The organism is Bacillus sp. A260 (assembly GCF_009861435.1).
Taxonomy (GTDB): Bacteria; Bacillota; Bacilli; order Bacillales; family Bacillaceae_G; genus Bacillus_A; species Bacillus_A cereus.
Window position 1 is genome coordinate 2,125,222 of sequence record NZ_CP046398.1, and the last position, 21,224, is coordinate 2,146,445.

Below are 21,224 nucleotides of genomic sequence, written 5' to 3' on the forward strand. Positions count from 1 at the left end.
TATAAATAGATAGTAAGACAATACAATATTACATTTAAATATTAAGAATTACAATGGGAAATTATGGTTTATAATTATTTCAACGAAAGTGGATATTTTACGGTTTTCATTATGCAAGTTTATTACATATATTTACTCTTTAATAATGAATATCGAACATAATTTAAAAAATAATACATATAATGTTTTTGAATAAATATTTAACATGGATAATTAGTAAAAAGCTGAGCATTCGATTGGAAAGGATGTTCTTTTTGTTGTGAAAATTTTAGGATAAAGAATGAATCGTTTTAAACGCATCATTTACCACATCAATAAATTAAGGTGGGGAGAATATATGAAAGTAATCTTTCAAGGAGAGGGCGGAGCGAAAATTTTTGAGTCATATGATGAAAATATAAGTGATTTATTAGTTATATTAAAAGAAACGAAAGGGATTAAAATTGGGATGGTTGAGTATAAAGTGTTAAAGTACGAACTTAATTATTTTCGTCATCCGAAAAAAGCGGATACAGAGAGAGAGTTACATATAATAGTACAACCTAAGTATATGTAATAAAATATAATAATAAAAATCACTGATTCAGTTTTGTAAAGTTCCATAGAGTATGTAAGAAAAGAGAGTGTTGTAAATGCTCTCTTTTCTTATGCTTTGTGAGTTCGTTCATCATAGTATATGTTTTCAGTTATAGATGGTTAATAAACGATAAAAATTTAAAACTTTTTCGTTTAGGCAGGGATTTTATATTTGAGTAAATAAATATACTATGAAGTATTTTTTATACGAATATTGAAGGAGTATAAAATGAGTTTAGCAAGTTACATAGGCTGTAATGTAGAAATTCCGTTAACGGATCCAGATTCTAATGATGTAATTGTTTTTGGACCGTGTTTTTCAGATGAAAGTATGCTTGAAATTGTACAAGATTATCAATTCCAAACAAATTACACATATGAGGTTTCAACTAATTGGGGAATTGAACTGGTCGAGTGGCAAAATGTAAAGGAAAAAAAGAAGCGAAAGAAAAACTTTTAACTTTATGCAAGATTATGGAAAGTTATTTGGAAGATGGAGACTATTTCGAATTATTTAGTTGTTGGGTTGGTGATGAAGATGAGGAACGAGTAGGGGAATTGAACTTAAAAATAAATCATTTTAATATAGATGAATTATGTATTCCAGAAAGAACATTAGTTAGGATAGAAAAATAAGCTTTGAATATTTTTTAGAAAAAGGCGATTTCACTTTGTGTGAAGTCGCCTTTTAGTTTTTATATGCATTTTATATAAGAAATGAAAAGTTTATTTGATAAAGGAAAAAATATGGAGATAAATAAAATTATGTTTTTTGTTAAGAAATAATAAGTATAGCTCTTCTCAAAGGAACGTAAGTTCGTGTATAATAAGAACGAATGTTCTTTTGAGAGGTAACCTAATTATAGTTTAGAAGTAAATTCGAGTTTAGTAAGTATTAAAAATAACTAAGGGATAGCATGAATAAATAAATGTATAAATGATCAAGGAGATAAAAAATGAACGATGTAAAGATACAAAAAGAAGAAAGAGAGTGGGTTCCGTTTACAGTAATGTCCGAACAACTTTTAAATATGAGAAAGATTATTGGAGAGAAATTAAAAGTACAAAAACCGCTTTTAACAAATGAAGCAAAAGAGAGGATTTCTGATAAATTATTAACGTCATTACTGTCTGAGAAAGAAATATTGGTAACATATTTTGAAGATGGTTACATATTAACAAGCTACATGACTGTTGTACATATCAATCCGGTAAAACAAATTGTAATTTGTACAGACGCCTTTTATAAAACTTACGTATTTAACGCTATGGATATTATTGAAATAATTTAAAAGAAGCTGAATATTAAATGGCAGCTTTTTTTATTTCTGATTTATGAGACAAATAATATAAGAAAAAGCAGCTAGCTTTGTGCTAGCTGCTGAGCCCCAGGGAAAGGGAGAAAAAGATAGGGTACTCCAAAATCGATAAGAGCTGTCAAACAGCCTGATTATAGTATAGACAAATTAAAATTTTCTATACAAAAAGTTGAACATAAGATTAGGCTGTACCCACTTGGTTTTGATCTGCAAGGTCAGAATCAAATGTATTGGTCGCGCTAACACCGCTAAAAGTATTAACAACAAAACCAACGTTTGATGCGCCGGAACCATTATAAGCTTTCGTATTTTCTTTCGGAGAAACGTTGTAGAAATCACCTAAGTTAAATGATCCATTACTATTTTGTACAACTAAATTTCCTACAACTGATGGCATAATTTTCACCTGCTTTATAAAAAGTTGTTAACATTACTATATGGAGTTATAGTCCAGATGGTTCATATAATAAAAATTGTGGAATAGTAAAACGTTTGGAGCATGGATTTCAATAAAAGTGTGTTAAAATTAATATAATAAAGTTGAGTAATTTTTTTAAAAAATTTGTATAATCGATATATATGAAAATAAAGGAGGCAAAATGTAATGAAAGATATTATGAAAAAAGTTGATTTAACAGATGCCAAATCAAGTAATCTTGTTGCACTAATTTATAGTAATGAAGTTATATTAGTTGAAGACGCATTTTGTCCAAATGAAATAAAATTAAAGTTTAATGAAATTGCAATTTTATCTGCAATTAAAACAGCTCATATTGCGAAAGTGTCTATTAGGAAAGAACTTGAAGCGCTTTTTCATGATACGGGTGTTATATTAGTGAAACAAAATGTTGATTATGGTAGTAGCCAATCTATTACCATGCATTTTGAGCAATTTAAAAAGTTGCAAGATGAGATTGAACATTTAAATAAAAGTATGTAATAAAGCAGCTAAATAAAGGTTCTATCATAAAGGTGGAATGTGTTGTGTTGAAAAAGTGGTTTAAAAATTATTTGGGTGAATCGCATTGTAAACATAAATATATTTTTATTAAGATGCAGGATAATGAGGATTTTAAAAAAAGGTACATTAGGTGTAGTTTATATTTACCAGTGTGAGAAATGTGGAAAAGAGAAGTTGAAATGTAAAAACAATAATGAAATAAACAATGAATTTTTAGATATATAGCAAAAAGTAACCATGATGGTTACTTTTTTTGTTTATGTATACAATATCAAAACCATTACTAAAGTATGAGTTGAGTTAATACTATAGTAAATCGCTGAATAAAAATGAAGAGAGTAAGATATAGGGAAGGAGGATGAGAGAAATGAAGCGAAAAGAAATTAGTAAATCTGTAATTATTACAGGCGTGACACAAGGGTTAGGGCGTGCGATGGTTGATCGATTTCATGAATTAGGGTGGAACATATATGGTTGTGGACGTTCAAAAGATAAAATTGAAGAACTAAAAAAACAGTACAGTAAAATACATGATTTCCAAGTAATTGATGTTTCAGATTCTCAGCAAGTTAACAATTGGGCAAATTATATACTTAATACACATACAGCTCCCGATATGATAATAAATAATGCATCGATTGTAAATCAAAATGCACAACTTTGGAAAATTACGGCTCAAGAATTCGAAAATGTAATGAATGTAAACGTGAATGGTGTAGTAAATGTAATAAGAGCATTTGTTCCAGCGATGGTAGCTAGGAAAGAAGGAATTATCATTAATATGAGTTCTAGTTGGGGGAGAGAAGGTGAGGCTGAGCTTGCGCCATATTGTGCCTCGAAATTTGCTATTGAAGGTATCACTAAATCTATGGCCCTGGAATTACCCCATGGCATGGCTGTAGTTGCTTTAGATCCTGGAGGGAGTATTAGTACTCCAATGCTGAAGTCATGTGCGCCACAATATATAAATGAATCGCCTACACCTGAAACTTGGTCACATAAAGCAATTGAATATATATTGAATATAACAATAGATAAAAATGGAGATTCATTGACATGCCCAGCATGCATATAAAAAGCACCTTTAAGGTGCTTTTTATATTAGTAGCACATTATATCATTCACAAAATTACATCTAAAAAATAAAATAAAAGATTAAGGGTGAGATTTGTTTGTTTTGAAAGCTTTAGAAAATATTTAAATAGGTGATAAAAATGAATCCAAGCAGTTTAAAAGTGACAGGGGCATGGTTTCAAGTGGGAGGGAATCTTACAGCTGCTATTGGAACGACAAGAGGATTTATTGGAGAAGAGAAAGTTGAATCGGATCTTGTTATTGTAGGAAGCTCATTACAAGCCCTCGGATATATATTACAAATCATTGCGAGCAATTATGATGATGGGGAAGAAAAAAGAGAAAATCAAAATATAGGCTTAGAGAATCAAAGTAAATTACTTGATCAAATAGGAATTGAGTTATTAGCATTAGGCAATATATCAAATGTAATAGGAACATATTTTAATATAAATGAACAATTGAAAGAAAATGATTATCTTATCATTACAGGGAACAGTTTACAATCGATCGGTGCTTTTTTAGGAGTAGAAGCAGCTTTGTTGGATATAAATGTATTACAGAAAATTATTATACTGGGTAACTCCATGCAAAGTTTAGGGGCTGGATTACAAGCGTATCAAGGTGTTTCAAATGTATTGAAAGATGAGAGAGAAAATGAAGATAATATTTTTGATAAGAAGGATGAGAGAATCATTGCACTCATTGGTATTTGGATACAAGCGATAGGAACGTTAATTTCTGCAATTGGAGTAACTGCAATAGAGGAAGAAAATAGGCTAGAAAACAATAAAAAGTCTGAAATACTTATTTAAATAGAAGGAGATACATTGATTTTAGAGGTAGGTTAAGATTAAAATGGTAGTAGGTTTTTTTGCGTATATTTTGAAAAGTGATATATAAAATACAAAATAAGGAGTTTTCAAGGGATGATGTATTTATTAGCAATTCTTCTTCCACCTGTTGCTGTATTATTTTGTGGAAAACCAATTCAGGCAATCATAAATTTCATATTAACATTAATATTTTGGGTTCCAGGAGTTATACATGCAATTCTTGTAGTGCATGATAAAAAAGCTGATCGGCGTTTGAAAAAACAAATTCAAGCATATGATGAAATTAATAAGAGGAATCGAAGATAATTCATCTGCAAAATGTTTTTAAAAGAAAGGAGGATTAACCTCCTTTCTTTTTTAGTGGTTGTTAAGTTTAGATTTTTGTGTGGCGGAAAGAATTTTTAATGTAAGTATTATGATAATAACTTTTAGATTGTGCATGTAATAGGCCAGTATAAATACTTTCTGGTACATTAAAGAAATCGTACATACCATTCTTTAATTGGATTCGCAAAATCATAGAAAAAGGATTATAACCAACAGCAACTATATTTTTTGAAATTACGGGAGATAGCTTCATCATTACGCAACTCCTCACTTTTCATTTTTAATACTTTTTTGTAGATGTTGAGGTTGTGATGTTGAAATCCTTATAATTTAAGAGGTATTATACTTATATGCAATATATTAAATGTTTGTTATACGTAATTATAAGGAAGTTCACACGAAGTACATATCGTTGTGCTATTTTTATTTCACCTTTGATTTATAAATAAGAAAATATTGACCATTTGAAAAAAAGGTATATTATTTATACGAGGTATTAAAAATTCACTTTTTACATTCTATGCTTCAAGGGGCAGCGTTATTAGGAAAAATAGAAGTGAAAATAGTTTGTATAAGAAGTATTCTAAAATTTATAATCTGTGAATTGGGAAAATATTGAATGCTCCAGGTCAATATACTTTCTTAATCAAATTTATTTTAGAAAGTGACCTCAATATTTTTAAGTAAATCAACGGGAGAATTGAAAGGCAGGAGAAAGTAACATGTCAGAAAATTATCGTTCTCGAGAGGAACGACGACAAGTTAAAAAGAAAAAACAACCAGCTTCTAAAACACAAAAGCCAAAAGGTAAAACATCATTCTTTCGCAAGTTTTTAATTACTTGTTTATTACTTGGTATTGTTGGTTTAGTGGCGGGGGTTGCTACCTTTTTCGTAATGATTAAGGATGCACCAAAACTTGAGAAAGCAAAACTTGTTAATCCGTTATCCTCAAAAATTTATGATAAAAACGGGGATTTGGTATATGAATATGGAAAAGAAAAAAGGACGAATGTTACGTATGAGCAAATACCTAAATTAGTAGAAAATGCATTTTTAGCGACAGAAGATTCACGTTTTTATGAGCATAGCGGAGTAGATTTTAAAGGTACTGCCCGTGCTGTTCTAGTAAGTCTTAAAGGGGATTATGGTTCTCAAGGTGGAAGTACGATAACACAGCAAGTTATAAAAAACTACTTCTTATCAATGGACAAAACACCAAAGCGTAAAGCGCAAGAAATATATTTAGCTTATAAGCTAGAACAACAGTATTCAAAACATGAAATATTAGAGATGTACTTAAATAAAATTAACTTAGGAAACCGTTCATACGGAATCGCAACAGCAGCACAAAACTACTATGGTAAAGAATTGAAGGACTTAACATTACCAGAAGTTGCGATGCTTGCTGGTTTACCGAAAGCACCGAATAACTATGATCCAACGAAAAAAGAAAATGTTCAAAAGGCAACAGAAAGAAGAAATGTTGTTCTAAACTTAATGAACCGACATGGATATATAACAAAACAGGAAATGGAAGAAGCATCAAAAGTTGACGTAGAAAAGGGGCTTAAGCCTGCAGCTCAACTACAAACAATGCCATACCCTGCATTTATGGATGCAGTTGTGAAAGAAGTAGAAAAAGAATTACCAGATGCTAATATCGGTTCTGACGGTTTAGAAATTTATACAACGTTAGATCCGAAAGCACAGAAACTTGCTGATAATATTTTAAATAATAATATCATTGATTATCCGAACGATAAATTCCAAGGTGCATTCACATTTATGGATACGAAAACAGGAGAAGTTCGTGCTATAGGTAGTGGCCGTGGAGAAAATAAAGCTGTATTTAAAGGGCATAATATGGCAATTGAATTAGATCGTGCAGCTGGTTCAACGATGAAGCCGATTTTCGACTACGCTCCTGCAATTGAATATTTAAAATGGGCTACGTACCATCAAATTGATGACTCTCCATTTAAGTATTCAACGGGACAAGAAGTACGAAATGCAGATAGAAGTCATATGGGTCCAATTACAATGCGTGAAGCATTAAAAATGTCGCGTAATATTCCTGCAATTAAAACTGCAAAAGAAGTAGGGATTAGTAAATCGAAAGAATTCTCTGAGAAACTAGGTATTACATTTAATACAGCACCGACAGAATCGACAGCGATTGGTACAAATGAAGTATCGCCAACTGAAATAGCGGGTGCTTATGCGGCATTTGGTAATGAAGGTAAATATACGAAACCGCATTTTGTTAAGAAAGTCGTTTATCCAGACGGTAAGTCACAAAGTTTTGGACAAAAACCAAAACAAGTTATGACAGATTCTACCGCATACATGATTACTGATATGCTTCGTTCTGTAGTTGCATCAGGTACTGGTACATCGGCAAATGTAGCATCTTTAGATGTAGCTGGTAAAACGGGTACGACAAACTATTCATCAAAGCAATTAGCTCAATATAAAATTCCAGAAAGTGCAACTCGTGATAGTTGGTTCGCTGGATATACACCGCAATATACGATGGCAGTATGGACTGGGTATATGAAAGATGGTAAAGACGAGTATATTAGTAGTAAAAATACGAAAATTGCACAGTTGATCTTTAAAGAAATGATGAGCGAAATGGCTACAGATAAATCACGCTTTAAAATGCCAAGTAGTGTTATTCAAGAAGGTAGTGAGCTACGTATAAAAGGTGAAAAACGTGATTCATCGCCAAATACTAGCGTACCGGATACAACGGAGCAACCAAAACAAGATCAACAGCAAAAAACTGAAGAAGAGAAAAAGCAAGAAGAATTAAAGAAACAAGAAGAACTGAAAAAACAAGAAGAACAAAAGAAACAAGAGGAACTTAAGAAGCAAGAAGAACAAAAGAAACTAGAAGAGCAAAAGAAACAAGAAGAACAAAATAATGGAAATGGCCAAGGAACGACACCTCCAGCAAATAACGGAGGAGGTCAAGGAAATACGACACCTCCAGCAAATAATGGAGGAGGTCAAGGAAATACGACACCTCCAGCAAATAATGGAGGAGGTCAAGGAAATACGACACCTCCAGCAAATAATGGAGGAGGTCAAGGAAATACGACACCTCCAGCAAATAACGGAGGAGGTCAAGGAAATACAACTCCACCAGCGACCACACAACCAGAGACTGGCGGTAATGCAGGAGAGACCCCTGCTAATAATGGGCAATAAGAAAAATTTATAAAAAATATTAAAAAGCACTTAAGATTTGTGAAAATTACAATCTTAAGTGCTTTTTTCGTTTAAATGTAGTAGCTATGAAATGATGTGTTTTAAATGTTAAACGTACCATAAAAATTTTGAAAATAAATTGATGGGAAATGATAAAAGACTTGAGCCTGAGGTAGTGGAGCGTGGCTAGGATGATAAAAGGTAGTGCTACTTGGATGGGCACCATGATGCCAAAATGAAGGGGTAGCTTGACCTGGTGATTGGTATTGTTGCCAAATTGCTGGAAGTTCAATGCCGACATCGGAACTTGCTGTATGAACGGCGGGGGCATGTATTTCGGGTATCGAAGGAACCGCGACAGTTACTCTTGATGATAATACCCACATAAAATAATCACTCCTAAGTTGTGATAATAAATTAGTATATTCTTTTCACACGTATAAAGGTACATATATAGGACTTTCGTTTAAAATATGCGTACAAAGTCTTAAGACTAATGTAAGCTGATGGTGGACTATTTAATATGAAAAGATACGTCTATTTGCGGAGGGAAAAGAGATAAAAAAAATATACAATGAGGGTGTTAATCGTAATATTTTACGAGTGTATGGAGGTATTTTTATGGAACGATTATGGACGAAATCATTTATTCAAATGACTTTCGCAATGTTATTTTTATTTACAGGATTTTATTTACTTGTTCCAACGCTCCCGCTCTTTATTAAAGAGATAGGTGGCAATGAATCGCAAGTTGGACTTATGATGGGGATGTTTACAATAGCTGCTGTTGTAATACGACCGATTATTGGAGGAATGTTAGATCAATATGGTAGAAGATCCTTTATTATTTTCGGACTCATCTTTTTTGGCTTAACGATGTATTCCTATAATATAGCATCGACTATTGTCCTTTTAGCTGTTTTACGTGTTATTCACGGAGTAACATGGGCTGTTTCTACAACAGCTGTTGGAACAGCAATAACGGATATTATTCCAGATTCACGCCGCGGTGAAGGTATGGGTTGGTACGGGATGGCGATGACAATTGCAATGGCGATCGGACCTATGATTGGATTATGGGTTGTGCAAAATTATTCATTTGATGGTCTATTTTTATTAGCGACGTTGTTATCTTTTATGGCAGTCGTATTATCATTCATAACGAAGATCCCATTTACGCCACAAAAAGAAAAAGGGAAAATTCAGCTATTTGAGAAATCCGTATTAACAATCACGATTGTAGTATTCTTTTTATCGTTTGCATATGGAGGAATAACAACCTTTTTACCGTTATTTGCATCATCAATTCATGTAAACCCGGGAACTTTCTTTCTTGTATATGCAATTGCATTAACAATTGTAAGACCAATTTCAGGGAAACTATTAGATAAGTATGGAGAAGTATTCATTATACTTCCAGCATTATGTATTACTATTTTAGCTATAGTTGTTTTAACTATTTCAAATGGTTTGATAGGTGTAATTATCGCAGCAACATTATACGGTATTGGATTTGGTTCAGCGCAGCCAGCTTTGCAAGCGGCAATGCTTACAATTGTCGATCCGAGTAAAAGAGGAGTTGCAAATGCTTCATTTTTTACAGCGTTTGATTTAGGAATCGGGTTAGGTGCTATTTTACTTGGAGTTGTTTCACAAATGTTTGGTTATCGTATTTTATTTTCAGGGAGTGCAATTTCAGCATTGATAGCCTTAATTATTTTCGTCTTCTTTGTAAAACAACGATTAGGAAAAAAAGAGTTTGCGTAAACTGGAGGAATAAAGATGAGAATTTCAATTGATCGTAAAGCTCTGCAATGGTTCCAGGAAGAATTACGTATAAAGCACGGTGAATCTGTACGTTTTACTGTAAGGTACGGAGGGGATAGTTCAATTCAGCCCGGATATTCTTTAGGGGTTGTTGCTGAGAAACCCGATGGCGAAATAGTGTCAGTTGAGAAGGAAGGTATTATATTTTTTGTAGATTCTGATGATCTTTGGTATTTTCAAAACTATGATTTATTTGTAAGTTATCATGAGGAAATGGAAGAAATTCAATTTAATTATGTAAAATAATAACTTTATTAAAAATGAATAAGTTTTATATAAAAATTATATTTAAGAGATAGTGAAATAAATATCATATAGTAACGAGCTGTATTTATGTACAGCTCGTTTTTTCTATTTCTCAAATAAAATTAGAATAATTGTATATTTGGCGGTGTTATATGAAAAATCTTTATATCTTGTTTTTGAAAATACGCAAAGAAGTCTATCCTTTCTTTATAAAATATAAGAATTATTTTCAAAAAATTGTATTGTTACAGTAAGAAAAGTGTAGGAAACTTATCATTATAAAATAAATTGAAATCTTCTAAAAACTCTGATACATTGAAATAGAAATGTAGTTTCACAATATTGTAAAGGCTTACAGTTATGTGCACGAAGATCTATTAGGATTGGAGGAAATAATGATGAAAGCTGAAGAGAAATTTTCCCCGGGATTAGATGGTATAGTGGCAGCGGAGACGAAAATCTCGTTTCTTGACACAGTAAAAGGTGAAATTGTAATTCAAGGGTATGACTTAATCGAACTCTCAAAAACAAAAGAGTATTTAGACATTGTGCACCTTTTATTGGAGGAACACCTACCGAATGAAGATGAAAAAGTAACACTTGAAAAGAAATTAAAAGAAGAATATGCAGTACCAGAAGGTGTATTCAACGTACTAAAGGCATTGCCTAAAGAGACGCATCCCATGGATGGATTACGTACAGGTGTGTCAGCGTTAGCTGGTTACGATAATGATATCGAAAACCGCTCGTTAGAAGTGAATAAAAGCCGAGGGTACAAGCTGTTAAGTAAAGTGCCAAACATTGTAGCGAATAGCTATCATATTTTAAATAATGAGGAGCCAATTGAACCTCTTAAAGAATTATCTTATAGTGCGAATTTCTTCTATATGTTAACTGGTAAAAAACCAACTGAACTTGAGGAAAAGATCTTTGATCGTTCCCTTGTTTTATATAGTGAGCATGAAATGCCAAACTCTACATTTACAGCTCGCGTTATTGCATCAACACAATCAGATTTATACGGTGCTTTAACAGGTGCAGTTGCATCTTTAAAAGGAAGTTTACATGGCGGTGCAAATGAAGCGGTTATGTACATGCTTTTAGAAGCTGGTAATGTTGAGAAATTTGAAGAGTTATTACAGAAGAAACTATATAACAAAGAAAAAATTATGGGCTTTGGACACCGTGTTTATATGAAGAAGATGGATCCAAGAGCACTTATGATGAAGGAAGCTTTAAAACAGTTATGTGATGTAAAAGGTGATTATACACTATATGAAATGTGTGAAGCTGGAGAAAAGATTATGGAAAAAGAAAAAGGAATTTATCCAAATCTTGATTATTATGCAGCTCCAGTATATTGGATGCTAGGTATTCCAATTCAACTTTACACACCAATCTTCTTTAGCTCTAGAACAGTGGGGTTATGTGCGCACGTTATTGAGCAACATGCAAATAATCGTTTGTTCCGTCCACGTGTAAATTATATTGGCGAGCGACATGTACTTAGTAAATAAGAACAACTGGGGAGTTGTTAGCGCCGCCCGCCAGATGGGTGTTTGACCGACACCCATCATTAATAATAACGAATTTTCGACAGAAAGGGAAGAATAGCATGATTAAAACAAATGAAATTAAGCAAAAAGATGCATTATTAGAAGAGATTACCGATTATGTATTAAATAAAGAGGTTACTAGTGCAGAAGCATTCAGTACAGCTCGTTACGTATTACTTGATACACTTGGATGTGGAATTTTAGCACTGCAATATCCAGAATGTACGAAATTACTAGGACCAGTTGTGCCAGGAACAATCGTGCCAAATGGTACACGTGTACCAGGTACGTCTTATGTACTAGATCCAGTAAAAGGTGCATTTAATATCGGATGTATGATCCGTTGGTTAGACTATAACGATACTTGGCTTGCAGCAGAGTGGGGACATCCATCTGATAACCTAGGCGGAATTTTAGCAGTTGCAGATTATATTAGCCGTGTTCGTATTTCAGAAGGAAAAGAAGCTTTAAAAGTACGTGAAGTATTAGAAATGATGATTAAAGCACATGAAATTCAAGGCGTGCTTGCTTTAGAAAACAGCTTAAACAGAGTTGGTCTTGACCATGTATTATATGTAAAAGTAGCAACAACTGCAGTAGTTGCGAAAATGCTTGGCGGAACACGTGAAGAAATCTTTAATGCATTATCACATGCGTGGATTGATAATTCTAGTCTTCGTACATATCGTCATGCTCCAAATACGGGCTCACGTAAATCATGGGCTGCAGGTGACGCAACGAGCCGCGGTGTTCATCTTGCAATGACTGCTCTAAAAGGTGAAATGGGTTATCCAACAGCATTATCTGCGCCAGGATGGGGATTCCAAGATGTATTATTCAATAAACAAGAATTAAAATTAGCAAGACCACTAGAGTCATATGTAATGGAAAATGTATTATTTAAAGTGTCATATCCAGCAGAATTCCATGCACAAACGGCTGCAGAATGTGCAGTGAAGTTGCATCCGGAAATTAAAGAGAGATTAGATGAAATTGACCGTATTACAATTACAACTCATGAATCAGCAATTCGTATTATTGATAAAGAAGGTCCATTAAATAACCCAGCTGATCGTGATCATTGCTTACAATACATTACGGCAATTGGTTTATTAAAAGGAGATATCGTTGCAGACGATTATGAAGATGCAGTAGCAAACGATCCACGTGTAGATGAATTACGTAATAAGATGGTTGTTGTTGAAAACAAACAGTACAGTTTAGATTACCTTGACCCGAACAAGCGCTCAATCGCCAACGCTGTTCAAGTTCACTTTAAAGATGGCACAGTAACAGAAAATGTGGAATGTGAATATCCGCTTGGTCACCGCTTCCGTAGAGACGAAGCAATTCCAAAAGTTGTTCAAAAATTCACTGCAAATATGGCAGGTCATTATTCTAGTAAGCAACAAGAACAAATTCATGAAGTTTGTTTAAATGAAGAAAAACTAGAAAATATGAATGTAAACGAATTTGTAGATCTATTCTTAATTTAATAATAGGGGGGAATTTAGAATGGCTTGGGTTGTGAAAAAACAGTCAACACAAGAGGAGCTTGCGAATCGATTCCGAGCTTTAGTAGAAGCAAATGAAATTTTGCAAATTCCAGGTGCTCATGATGCAATGGCAGCTCTTGTTGCGAAAAATACAGGTTTTTCAGCTCTTTATTTATCAGGAGCTGCTTATACTGCAAGTAAAGGTTTACCAGATTTAGGTATCGTGACGTCTACTGAAGTGGCTGAGAGAGCAAGAGATTTAGTAAGAGCTACAGACTTACCTGTTCTTGTTGACATTGATACAGGATTTGGTGGTGTACTAAATGTGGCGAGAACAGCTGTAGAAATGGTGGAAGCGAAAGTAGCAGCTGTCCAAATTGAAGATCAGCAATTACCAAAAAAATGTGGACATTTAAATGGTAAGAAACTTGTTACTACAGAAGAATTGGTTCAAAAAATTAAAGCGATTAAAGAAGTTGCACCGAGCTTATACATTGTAGCACGTACTGATGCTCGTGGCGTTGAAGGATTAGATGAAGCAATTGAAAGAGCAAATGCATATGTAAAAGCAGGTGCAGACGCAATTTTCCCTGAAGCGCTTCAATCAGAGGAAGAATTCCGTCTATTTAATAGTAAGGTAAATGCACCTTTGCTTGCGAATATGACTGAATTCGGAAAAACTCCATATTATAGTGCAGAGGAATTTGCGAATATGGGTTTCCAAATGGTTATTTATCCTGTAACTTCACTTCGCGTTGCAGCGAAAGCGTATGAAAATGTGTTTGCTTTAATTAAAGAAACAGGTTCTCAAAAAGATGCACTTTCTAATATGCAAACGAGAAGTGAATTATACGAAACAATTTCATATCATGACTTTGAAGAGTTAGATACTGGTATTGCAAAAACAGTATTATCAGAAGATCAATAGATAAAGCAGCGAAGGCGATGAAAATACATCTTTGGCAAAATAAAATGCTTGATGTGAAAAATCATCGCCTTCTATTTTCAAAAAAGATATTCCACTCATCGTAGACGAGCATAAGCAAAAAGCTATGAAAGCCGAATGATAGGGGGATACATATGGAGAAAACGAAGTTACCATGGGATGAATTCTTTTCACTTAATAAAGATATAAATCATACTTACTTTACACCAGAAGATTTTTCAGGTGATGAAGATTTAATCGCAAAAACGACAGAACAATTCGTTAAACAAGAAATTGTTCCACAAATGGAGAATATTGAACAACATAACTATAAAGTTTCTCGTCAATTATTTGAGAAAGCTGGGGAACTTGGATTATTAGGCATTGAGGTACCAGAAGATTATGGCGGGTTCGAGTTAGGAAAGGCTGTCTCAGGTCTTGTAGCAGAGAAAATGGGTTACGCTGGTGCGTTTAGCGTTTCTTTTAATATACACGCTGGTGTCGGTACATTGCCTTACATATATTATGGAACGAAAGAGCAAAAAGAAAAATATTTACCGAAAATCGCATCGGGAGAATGGATTGGGGCTTATGCTTTAACAGAGCCAAATGCTGGTTCGGATGCATTAAGTGCAAAAACAAGCGCCGTATTGAATGAAGAGGGAACAGCTTGGAAGTTAAATGGTGAGAAGCAATGGATTACAAATGCTCATATGGCAGATGTATACGTTGTTTTTGCGAAGACAAATAAAGGAATGACAGCGTTTATTGTCGAAAGAACATGTGAAGGTGTATCTATTGGATTAGAAGAAAAGAAAATGGGGATTAAAGGTTCTTCAACAGCGACTCTTATTTTAGAAGATGTTGTCATCCCTGCTGAAAATGTTTTAGGGGAAGTTGGGAAAGGGCATCACGTAGCCCTTAATATTCTTAACTTTGCTAGACTTAAACTTGCTTTTGGAAATATTGGAACAGCAAAACAAGCAATTGGTTTGTCGGTTCAATATGGAAAAGAGCGAAAACAGTTCCAAACGGAATTAGTAGACTTTACGATGATTCAAGAGAAAATTGCAAATATGATCATTGCTACATATGGAGCCGAAAGTGCAGCTTATCGTACGGCAGGTGTAATCGATGAAGCAATTCATGAGAGCGATGAAGATCTTATGAAGAAAATGTCCCAATTTGCAATTGAATGTGCACTGAATAAAGTAAATGCTTCTGAAACACTTGCTTATATCGTAGATGAAGCTGTACAAATTCATGGTGGTTACGGTTATATGCAAGAGTATGAGGTAGAACGATTATATCGTGATGCTAGAATTAGTCGTATTTTTGAAGGAACGAACGAAATTAATAGATTAACAGTTGCCAAAATGTTAATGAAGCAAATCGAACAATTAGAAGATACTGAAGTAGAAAGTGATGTAGCAAATGTAGAAAGAAACCATCATTACATTTTATTAGCGAAAAAATTGTTGAAACAATCTTTGAAAACGCTCTCTAAAACTCCAGGTCTAAAAATTGACCAAGAACAAGAATATTCACGTGTAATTTCAAATATGTTGACGGACGTGTACGTCATGGAATCAGCGTTTTTACGTACGAGAAAAGCGGTAAGTAAAAATGGTGAGGAAAAAGAACGTACGAAGCAATTAATAACGGATGTTATTTGTGAAGAAGGATACCGTAAAGTAGAAGAAGCGGCGATTTCTGTACTTTCAGCGGCTGTCACAGAAGAACAAGGTAGACATGTGATTTTAGCTGAAATCCGTCAATTATTAGTGCCTTTATACACGAACGTATTTACGAAGAAGAGAGAAATTGCGAAAGCTATTATAAATCGCGGGAAATATATTGTGTAAATAGGAGGAAAGCGATATGAAAAAGATTGGTTTTATCGGTTTAGGTAACATGGGCCTTCCAATGTCAAAAAATCTAGTTAAATCAGGTTACACAGTGTATGGCGTGGACTTAAATAAAGAGGCGGAAGCGTCCTTTGAAAAAGAAGGCGGAATTATCGGTCTATCAATCTCAAAACTAGCAGAAACATGTGATGTAGTTTTTACAAGTTTACCTTCACCTCGCGCTGTTGAAGCGGTATATTTTGGAGCAGAAGGATTATTTGAAAATGGTCACTCGAATGTAGTTTTCATTGATACAAGTACGGTATCGCCGCAGTTAAACAAACAGTTAGAGGAAGCTGCAAAGGAAAAGAAAGTAGACTTTTTAGCAGCACCTGTGAGCGGTGGTGTAATCGGAGCCGAAAACCGTACATTAACGTTTATGGTTGGTGGATCAAAAGACGTATATGAGAAAACGGAATCTATCATGGGCGTACTAGGCGCGAACATTTTCCACGTTAGTGAGCAGATTGATAGTGGTACAACTGTTAAGTTAATTAATAACTTATTAATTGGTTTTTATACAGCTGGTGTGAGTGAAGCTTTAACATTAGCGAAAAAGAATAATATGGATTTAGATAAAATGTTTGATATTTTAAATGTAAGTTACGGTCAAAGTAGAATTTATGAACGTAATTATAAAAGTTTTATAGCACCTGAAAACTACGAGCCAGGATTTACTGTGAACTTATTGAAGAAAGATTTAGGATTTGCAGTTGACTTAGCTAAGGAAAGCGAACTCCATTTACCGGTAAGCGAAATGTTATTAAACGTATATGACGAAGCGAGTCAAGCTGGATATGGTGAAAACGATATGGCTGCTTTATATAAGAAAGTTAGCGAGCAATTAATTTCTAATCAAAAATAAATTATACAAAGGAGAGAATACAATGATTACAACTGAAATTAAACGAGTAAAAAATCACATTAACGGTGAGTGGGTTGAATCGACAGGTACGGAAGTAGAAGCAGTTCCAAATCCAGCGACTGGAAAAATTATCGCTTACGTTCCACTATCTCCAAAAGAAGATGTTGAAAAAGCTGTTGAAGCGGCAAAAGCAGCATTCGAAACATGGTCTAAAGTACCAGTTCCAAATCGTTCAAGAAATTTATATAAATATTTACAGCTATTACAAGAAAACAAAGATGAGCTTGCAAAAATCATTACGCTAGAAAATGGTAAGACGCTAACGGATGCAACAGGTGAAGTACAGCGTGGTATTGAAGCGGTAGAACTTGCAACATCTACGCCAAATTTAATGATGGGTCAAGCACTTCCGAATATCGCTAGCGGAATTGATGGATCGATTTGGCGCTACCCAATCGGAGTTGTTGCTGGTATTACACCGTTTAACTTCCCGATGATGATTCCGTTATGGATGTTCCCACTTGCAATTGCTTGCGGTAATACATTCGTATTAAAAACATCTGAAAGAACGCCACTTTTAGCGGAGCGACTTGTAGAATTATTCTATGAAGCAGGTTTCCCAAAAGGCGTATTAAATTTAGTGCAAGGCGGAAAAGATGTTGTAAATAGCATTTTAGAAAATAAAGATATTCAGGCTGTTTCGTTCGTTGGCTCTGAGCCGGTAGCTCGTTACGTATATGAAACAGGTACGAAACACGGAAAACGTGTACAAGCATTAGCAGGTGCGAAAAACCATGCGATTGTAATGCCAGATTGCAATCTTGAGAAAACAGTACAAGGTGTAATTGGATCTGCATTTGCAAGTAGTGGAGAGCGCTGCATGGCATGCTCAGTAGTAGCAGTAGTGGATGAAATTGCTGATGAATTTATTGATGTATTAGTAGCAGAAACGAAAAAATTAAAAGTAGGCGATGGCTTTAACGAAGATAACTATGTTGGACCATTAATCCGTGAATCTCATAAAGAGCGCGTTTTAGGCTATATTAATAGCGGTGTAGCAGATGGGGCAACTTTATTAGTAGATGGCCGTAAAATTAATGAAGAAGTTGGAGAAGGTTACTTTGTAGGTGCGACAATCTTTGATGGCGTGAATCAAGAAATGAAAATTTGGCAAGATGAAATTTTTGCTCCAGTATTAAGTATTGTACGTGTTAAAGATTTAGAAGAAGGTATTAAACTAACAAATCAATCTAAATTTGCAAATGGTGCGGTTATTTATACGTCAAATGGTAAACATGCACAAACATTCCGTGATAATATCGATGCTGGTATGATTGGTGTAAACGTAAACGTTCCAGCACCAATGGCATTCTTCGCATTTGCAGGAAATAAAGCTTCATTCTTTGGTGATTTAGGTACAAATGGTACAGATGGCGTTCAATTCTATACACGTAAAAAAGTTGTAACTGAGCGCTGGTTTTAATATAGAGTAAACAACCAAATCAGTTATTAGATGAAAACCACCACTATTAATAGTGGTGGTTTTCGTCTTGTTAATTATTTTTTTCAAAAGCTAGTTTAATACCAAATCCAATTAGGACGACTCCTGTTAGCCCTTGAATATAACGTTGCGTCTTCGGTTTTTTCATAAAAGCACTAATTTTATCAATTAAAAATATATAAAATGCAAACCAAATGACTGTTAAAACGAGGTAAGTAAGGCCCATTACAAGAAGTTGAATAAATGTATTATGATTTGGATTTAAAAATTGTGGTAAAAAAGTTAAAAAGAAGACTGCTACTTTAGGATTTAATAAATTTGTAAGAAATCCTTGGCGAAAGCAAGAAGTATGTTCGTTTTCATTATTCAAAGATAGATCATTTGTATCTAAGTTTTCTTTGTTTCTTACTGCTAAAAGGGCTTTAATACCGATATATATTAAATAGAGAGCCCCAACGTACTTGAAAATAGAAAATAAAAGAGCTGACTTTACAATAAGTGCAGAAAGACCAATTACAGCAGCTAAAGTATGAATTAATAGTGCAATACATGTACCAAACACTGTTTTCACTCCACCGACTTTACCAGCAACCAATGTATTTTTCGTAGCCATTGCTGTATCTGGACCAGGTAAAATGATAAGGCAAATAGACATAATGATGAAAAGAAGATAATTTTCTATCATAGCCGCCCCTCCTTTTTATTTTTAGAATATTTGATTAAAATCAGTGTAGCACAAAAATGGATTTAATAAAATTAAATTTTATTAAAAATAATTAAATAAAAAAGGCTATATAGTAGCTGTAATTACACTACTATATAGCCTCGATTTTATACCGCTATTTGCGGGTAGTAAGATTTTCACCACACAAGATTTAGCTGAAGCAAAGAAGTTAGGTGGGGGATGAACAAAATATCCCCTCATGACAATTTCATTTTATGCATTAAGTAAGTTAAAGAAACGATTCACATCTTCTTCTGAAACGTCACTTAACTGTTTATATTTATAATTCGGATTTTGATCTTTATCAACGACAACGGAGCGTACTCCTTCGAAGAAATCTTCATGTCTCATGAAGTTTTTAGCAAGTATAAGGTCCGTAGCGAAACATTCTTCAACGGATTTATCTTGTCCATCAATAAACTGTTTTAATGTTACTTTTAGTGAAATAGGGGATTTTGATAACAGTGTTTCTTTCGTTTTTAGAGCAAAGGAACTTTCATCTTTCTCCAATGAATGGATGATTTCTTCAATTGTATTGAAAGCAAAATGTGAATTGATTACTTCTAATGAAGGAGCGAGCTCGCTTTCTAAGTTTTGAGCAGTTGCAAATGTACGAATAACTTCTTTTAAATTAGTATGTACATCATCTTCTTTATGCCAATTTACACTTTCAAGTTCAGTAAGAAACTCTGGTAATGAATCAGATGTCATAAAGTAATCTGCAGCATTAATAAATAATACGTCAGAAGCTTTTAAAATAGATGCTGTTAAAGCAACGAATCGTCCTGTATATCCAGGCGCTTTATTTAAGAAATATGCAGCTCCGACGTCTGGGAAGAAGCCGATATTCATCTCTGGCATTGCCCATTTCGTACGCTCAGTTACAATGCGATACTTCGCACCATTTGTAAGACCGACACCACCGCCCATTACAATTCCATCTAAACAAGCAATAATCGGTTTTGTATATTGATAAATATATGTATCAATTTCATACTCTTCTTCAAAAAAACGTTCTGCATGTTGCAATGCCACTTCATTGGAACGCGCTTCATAAAGAGTTTTAATGTCGCCACCTGCACAAAAACCTTTTGTGCCAGCTCCTTTTAACACGATAAGTGCAATACGCTCATCGTGTTCCCACTCTTTAAGTTTTTGTCCGATAGGTTGTAACATGTCATAAGATAAAGAATTAAGTGCTTTTGGACGGTTTAAAGTAATTGTCGCAACGCCGTTTTCACTAACAGAAAATAAAACTTGTTCAGTCATAATGCATCCTCCCTTACATATCTTCTTATTCTTAATTCTTGATATGTACTGAAATGTCCTTTATAAATTTTGTCAAAAGTTGACGGTAAATATTAATTTGGTCACTGCATATTTTGACGAGTTATCTTTGCAGGATTTCAGAGACTGAGGGGGAATATTACAACATTACTGTAAGTGTAATTATTTGAAGTTATAATGATAAAAGCGCTATTATATAGGTGTGAAATGTTCATTATCAATTCTAAAAGTGTGTTTGAAGAAAAAATAAATCGTACAATTGTAATAAAAAATTTTACATTGAATTAGAAATAGAGAAAGGAGAAATCGGAATGCCAGGACCTTTACTATTGTCGGTTATTATTTTGTCTTTTTTAATGATAGGAATAACGCAGTATTTTCATCATACAGATACGACAGAAGAAGTGAAGGATAAAGTACGTCTCGTATTTCCGATTTTTATAATATCTATTTCATTCTGTATTTTATTAAATAAAGATGGCTACATTGTCGCAGTGTTCTCATTTTTCGTCGCAATCGTCTTAATTACCGTTTTATATTATGTAATGAAAGACTTTATACAAAAATAAAGATGTCACAATA

General features: G+C 33.9%; 21 protein-coding genes and 2 pseudogenes. 18 read left to right on the forward strand and 5 right to left on the reverse strand.

What is annotated here, in order from left to right; translation table 11 throughout:
- Positions 1-337: 337 nt before the first annotated feature.
- The 3 genes and pseudogenes from GD442_RS10880 to GD442_RS10890 all read left to right on the forward strand — a co-directional run bounded on the left by GD442_RS10880 (position 338) and on the right by GD442_RS10890 (position 1,868).
- Positions 338-556, forward strand: coding sequence for a hypothetical protein (locus GD442_RS10880; protein ID WP_000864275.1), 219 nt, complete (start codon positions 338-340; stop codon positions 554-556).
- A 249-nt stretch (positions 557-805) separates the two neighbouring features.
- Positions 806-1,212, forward strand: a pseudogene (locus tag GD442_RS28385) (hypothetical protein).
- Positions 1,213-1,532: 320 nt separating this feature from the next.
- Positions 1,533-1,868: a YolD-like family protein gene (locus tag GD442_RS10890; protein WP_086407999.1), complete on the forward strand. Its 336-nt coding sequence runs from the start codon at positions 1,533-1,535 to the stop codon at positions 1,866-1,868.
- 208 nt (positions 1,869-2,076) lie between these two features.
- Here GD442_RS10890 and gerPF read toward each other — a convergent pair whose 3' ends face one another.
- A complete protein-coding gene (gene gerPF, locus GD442_RS10895; RefSeq protein WP_001141569.1) occupies positions 2,077-2,292 on the reverse strand; it encodes a spore germination protein GerPF in 216 nt (71 codons plus the stop codon).
- A 207-nt stretch (positions 2,293-2,499) separates the two neighbouring features.
- On the opposite strand from gerPF, the gene GD442_RS10900 reads away from it, so the two are divergent.
- The 5 genes and pseudogenes from GD442_RS10900 to GD442_RS10920 all read left to right on the forward strand — a co-directional run bounded on the left by GD442_RS10900 (position 2,500) and on the right by GD442_RS10920 (position 5,072).
- Positions 2,500-2,835 carry a hypothetical protein gene (locus GD442_RS10900; protein ID WP_000651907.1) on the forward strand — a complete coding sequence of 112 codons (336 nt, stop codon included), beginning with the start codon at positions 2,500-2,502 and terminating at the stop codon, positions 2,833-2,835.
- Positions 2,836-2,879: 44 nt separating this feature from the next.
- A pseudogene (locus GD442_RS10905) lies at positions 2,880-3,081 on the forward strand (hypothetical protein).
- A gap of 142 nt (positions 3,082-3,223) precedes the next feature.
- Positions 3,224-3,931: an SDR family oxidoreductase gene (locus GD442_RS10910; protein ID WP_000823062.1), complete on the forward strand. Its 708-nt coding sequence runs from the start codon at positions 3,224-3,226 to the stop codon at positions 3,929-3,931.
- 139 nt (positions 3,932-4,070) lie between these two features.
- Positions 4,071-4,745: a DUF6944 family repetitive protein gene (locus GD442_RS10915; RefSeq protein WP_001070037.1), complete on the forward strand. Its 675-nt coding sequence runs from the start codon at positions 4,071-4,073 to the stop codon at positions 4,743-4,745.
- Between the two features lie 114 nt (positions 4,746-4,859).
- On the forward strand, positions 4,860-5,072 hold the full coding sequence (locus GD442_RS10920; protein WP_000990233.1) for a YqaE/Pmp3 family membrane protein: 213 nt from the start codon (positions 4,860-4,862) through the stop codon (positions 5,070-5,072).
- A 67-nt stretch (positions 5,073-5,139) separates the two neighbouring features.
- On the opposite strand, the gene GD442_RS10925 is transcribed toward GD442_RS10920, so the two are convergent.
- Complete coding sequence (locus GD442_RS10925; protein ID WP_000977081.1) at positions 5,140-5,349, reverse strand: KTSC domain-containing protein; 210 nt, start codon at positions 5,347-5,349, stop codon at positions 5,140-5,142.
- 466 nt (positions 5,350-5,815) lie between these two features.
- On the opposite strand from GD442_RS10925, the gene GD442_RS10930 reads away from it, so the two are divergent.
- On the forward strand, positions 5,816-8,308 hold the full coding sequence (locus GD442_RS10930) for a PBP1A family penicillin-binding protein (RefSeq protein WP_048538750.1): 2,493 nt from the start codon (positions 5,816-5,818) through the stop codon (positions 8,306-8,308).
- 101 nt (positions 8,309-8,409) lie between these two features.
- On the opposite strand, the gene GD442_RS10935 is transcribed toward GD442_RS10930, so the two are convergent.
- Positions 8,410-8,694, reverse strand: a complete 285-nt coding sequence (locus GD442_RS10935) for a hypothetical protein (protein ID WP_000270101.1) — start codon at positions 8,692-8,694, stop codon at positions 8,410-8,412.
- A 235-nt stretch (positions 8,695-8,929) separates the two neighbouring features.
- Here GD442_RS10935 and GD442_RS10940 point away from each other — a divergent pair, with 235 nt between their 5' ends.
- The 8 genes from GD442_RS10940 (at position 8,930) to GD442_RS10975 (ending at position 18,613) form a co-directional block, all read left to right on the forward strand.
- The gene (locus GD442_RS10940; RefSeq protein ID WP_000440659.1) at positions 8,930-10,075 is read left to right on the forward strand and encodes an MFS transporter; all 1,146 of its coding nucleotides are present in this window, start codon (positions 8,930-8,932) and stop codon (positions 10,073-10,075) included.
- A gap of 15 nt (positions 10,076-10,090) precedes the next feature.
- Complete coding sequence (locus tag GD442_RS10945; protein ID WP_001222842.1) at positions 10,091-10,381, forward strand: HesB/YadR/YfhF family protein; 291 nt, start codon at positions 10,091-10,093, stop codon at positions 10,379-10,381.
- A 395-nt stretch (positions 10,382-10,776) separates the two neighbouring features.
- Positions 10,777-11,898 (forward strand): citrate synthase, encoded by a 1,122-nt coding sequence (gene mmgD / locus GD442_RS10950; RefSeq protein ID WP_002041090.1) that lies wholly within the window; start codon positions 10,777-10,779, stop codon positions 11,896-11,898.
- A 98-nt stretch (positions 11,899-11,996) separates the two neighbouring features.
- Positions 11,997-13,433 carry a 2-methylcitrate dehydratase gene (gene prpD / locus GD442_RS10955; protein WP_000598123.1) on the forward strand — a complete coding sequence of 479 codons (1,437 nt, stop codon included), beginning with the start codon at positions 11,997-11,999 and terminating at the stop codon, positions 13,431-13,433.
- A 19-nt stretch (positions 13,434-13,452) separates the two neighbouring features.
- Positions 13,453-14,361: a methylisocitrate lyase gene (prpB, locus tag GD442_RS10960; protein WP_000312639.1), complete on the forward strand. Its 909-nt coding sequence runs from the start codon at positions 13,453-13,455 to the stop codon at positions 14,359-14,361.
- A 152-nt stretch (positions 14,362-14,513) separates the two neighbouring features.
- The gene (locus GD442_RS10965; RefSeq protein WP_000415990.1) at positions 14,514-16,223 is read left to right on the forward strand and encodes an acyl-CoA dehydrogenase family protein; all 1,710 of its coding nucleotides are present in this window, start codon (positions 14,514-14,516) and stop codon (positions 16,221-16,223) included.
- A gap of 16 nt (positions 16,224-16,239) precedes the next feature.
- On the forward strand, positions 16,240-17,130 hold the full coding sequence (locus tag GD442_RS10970) for an NAD(P)-dependent oxidoreductase (RefSeq protein WP_000719409.1): 891 nt from the start codon (positions 16,240-16,242) through the stop codon (positions 17,128-17,130).
- Positions 17,131-17,152: 22 nt separating this feature from the next.
- Entirely contained in the window at positions 17,153-18,613 is a 1,461-nt protein-coding gene (locus GD442_RS10975) for a CoA-acylating methylmalonate-semialdehyde dehydrogenase (RefSeq protein WP_000633344.1), read from the forward strand.
- Between the two features lie 70 nt (positions 18,614-18,683).
- Here GD442_RS10975 and GD442_RS10980 read toward each other — a convergent pair whose 3' ends face one another.
- Both GD442_RS10980 and GD442_RS10985 read right to left on the reverse strand, forming a co-directional pair.
- A complete protein-coding gene (locus GD442_RS10980; RefSeq protein ID WP_000572360.1) occupies positions 18,684-19,316 on the reverse strand; it encodes a LysE family translocator in 633 nt (210 codons plus the stop codon).
- A 252-nt stretch (positions 19,317-19,568) separates the two neighbouring features.
- Positions 19,569-20,624 carry an enoyl-CoA hydratase/isomerase family protein gene (locus GD442_RS10985; protein ID WP_000139781.1) on the reverse strand — a complete coding sequence of 352 codons (1,056 nt, stop codon included), beginning with the start codon at positions 20,622-20,624 and terminating at the stop codon, positions 19,569-19,571.
- A gap of 329 nt (positions 20,625-20,953) precedes the next feature.
- On the opposite strand from GD442_RS10985, the gene GD442_RS10990 reads away from it, so the two are divergent.
- On the forward strand, positions 20,954-21,211 hold the full coding sequence (locus tag GD442_RS10990) for a hypothetical protein (RefSeq protein WP_001119404.1): 258 nt from the start codon (positions 20,954-20,956) through the stop codon (positions 21,209-21,211).
- The last annotated feature ends 13 nt before the right edge of the window (positions 21,212-21,224 follow it).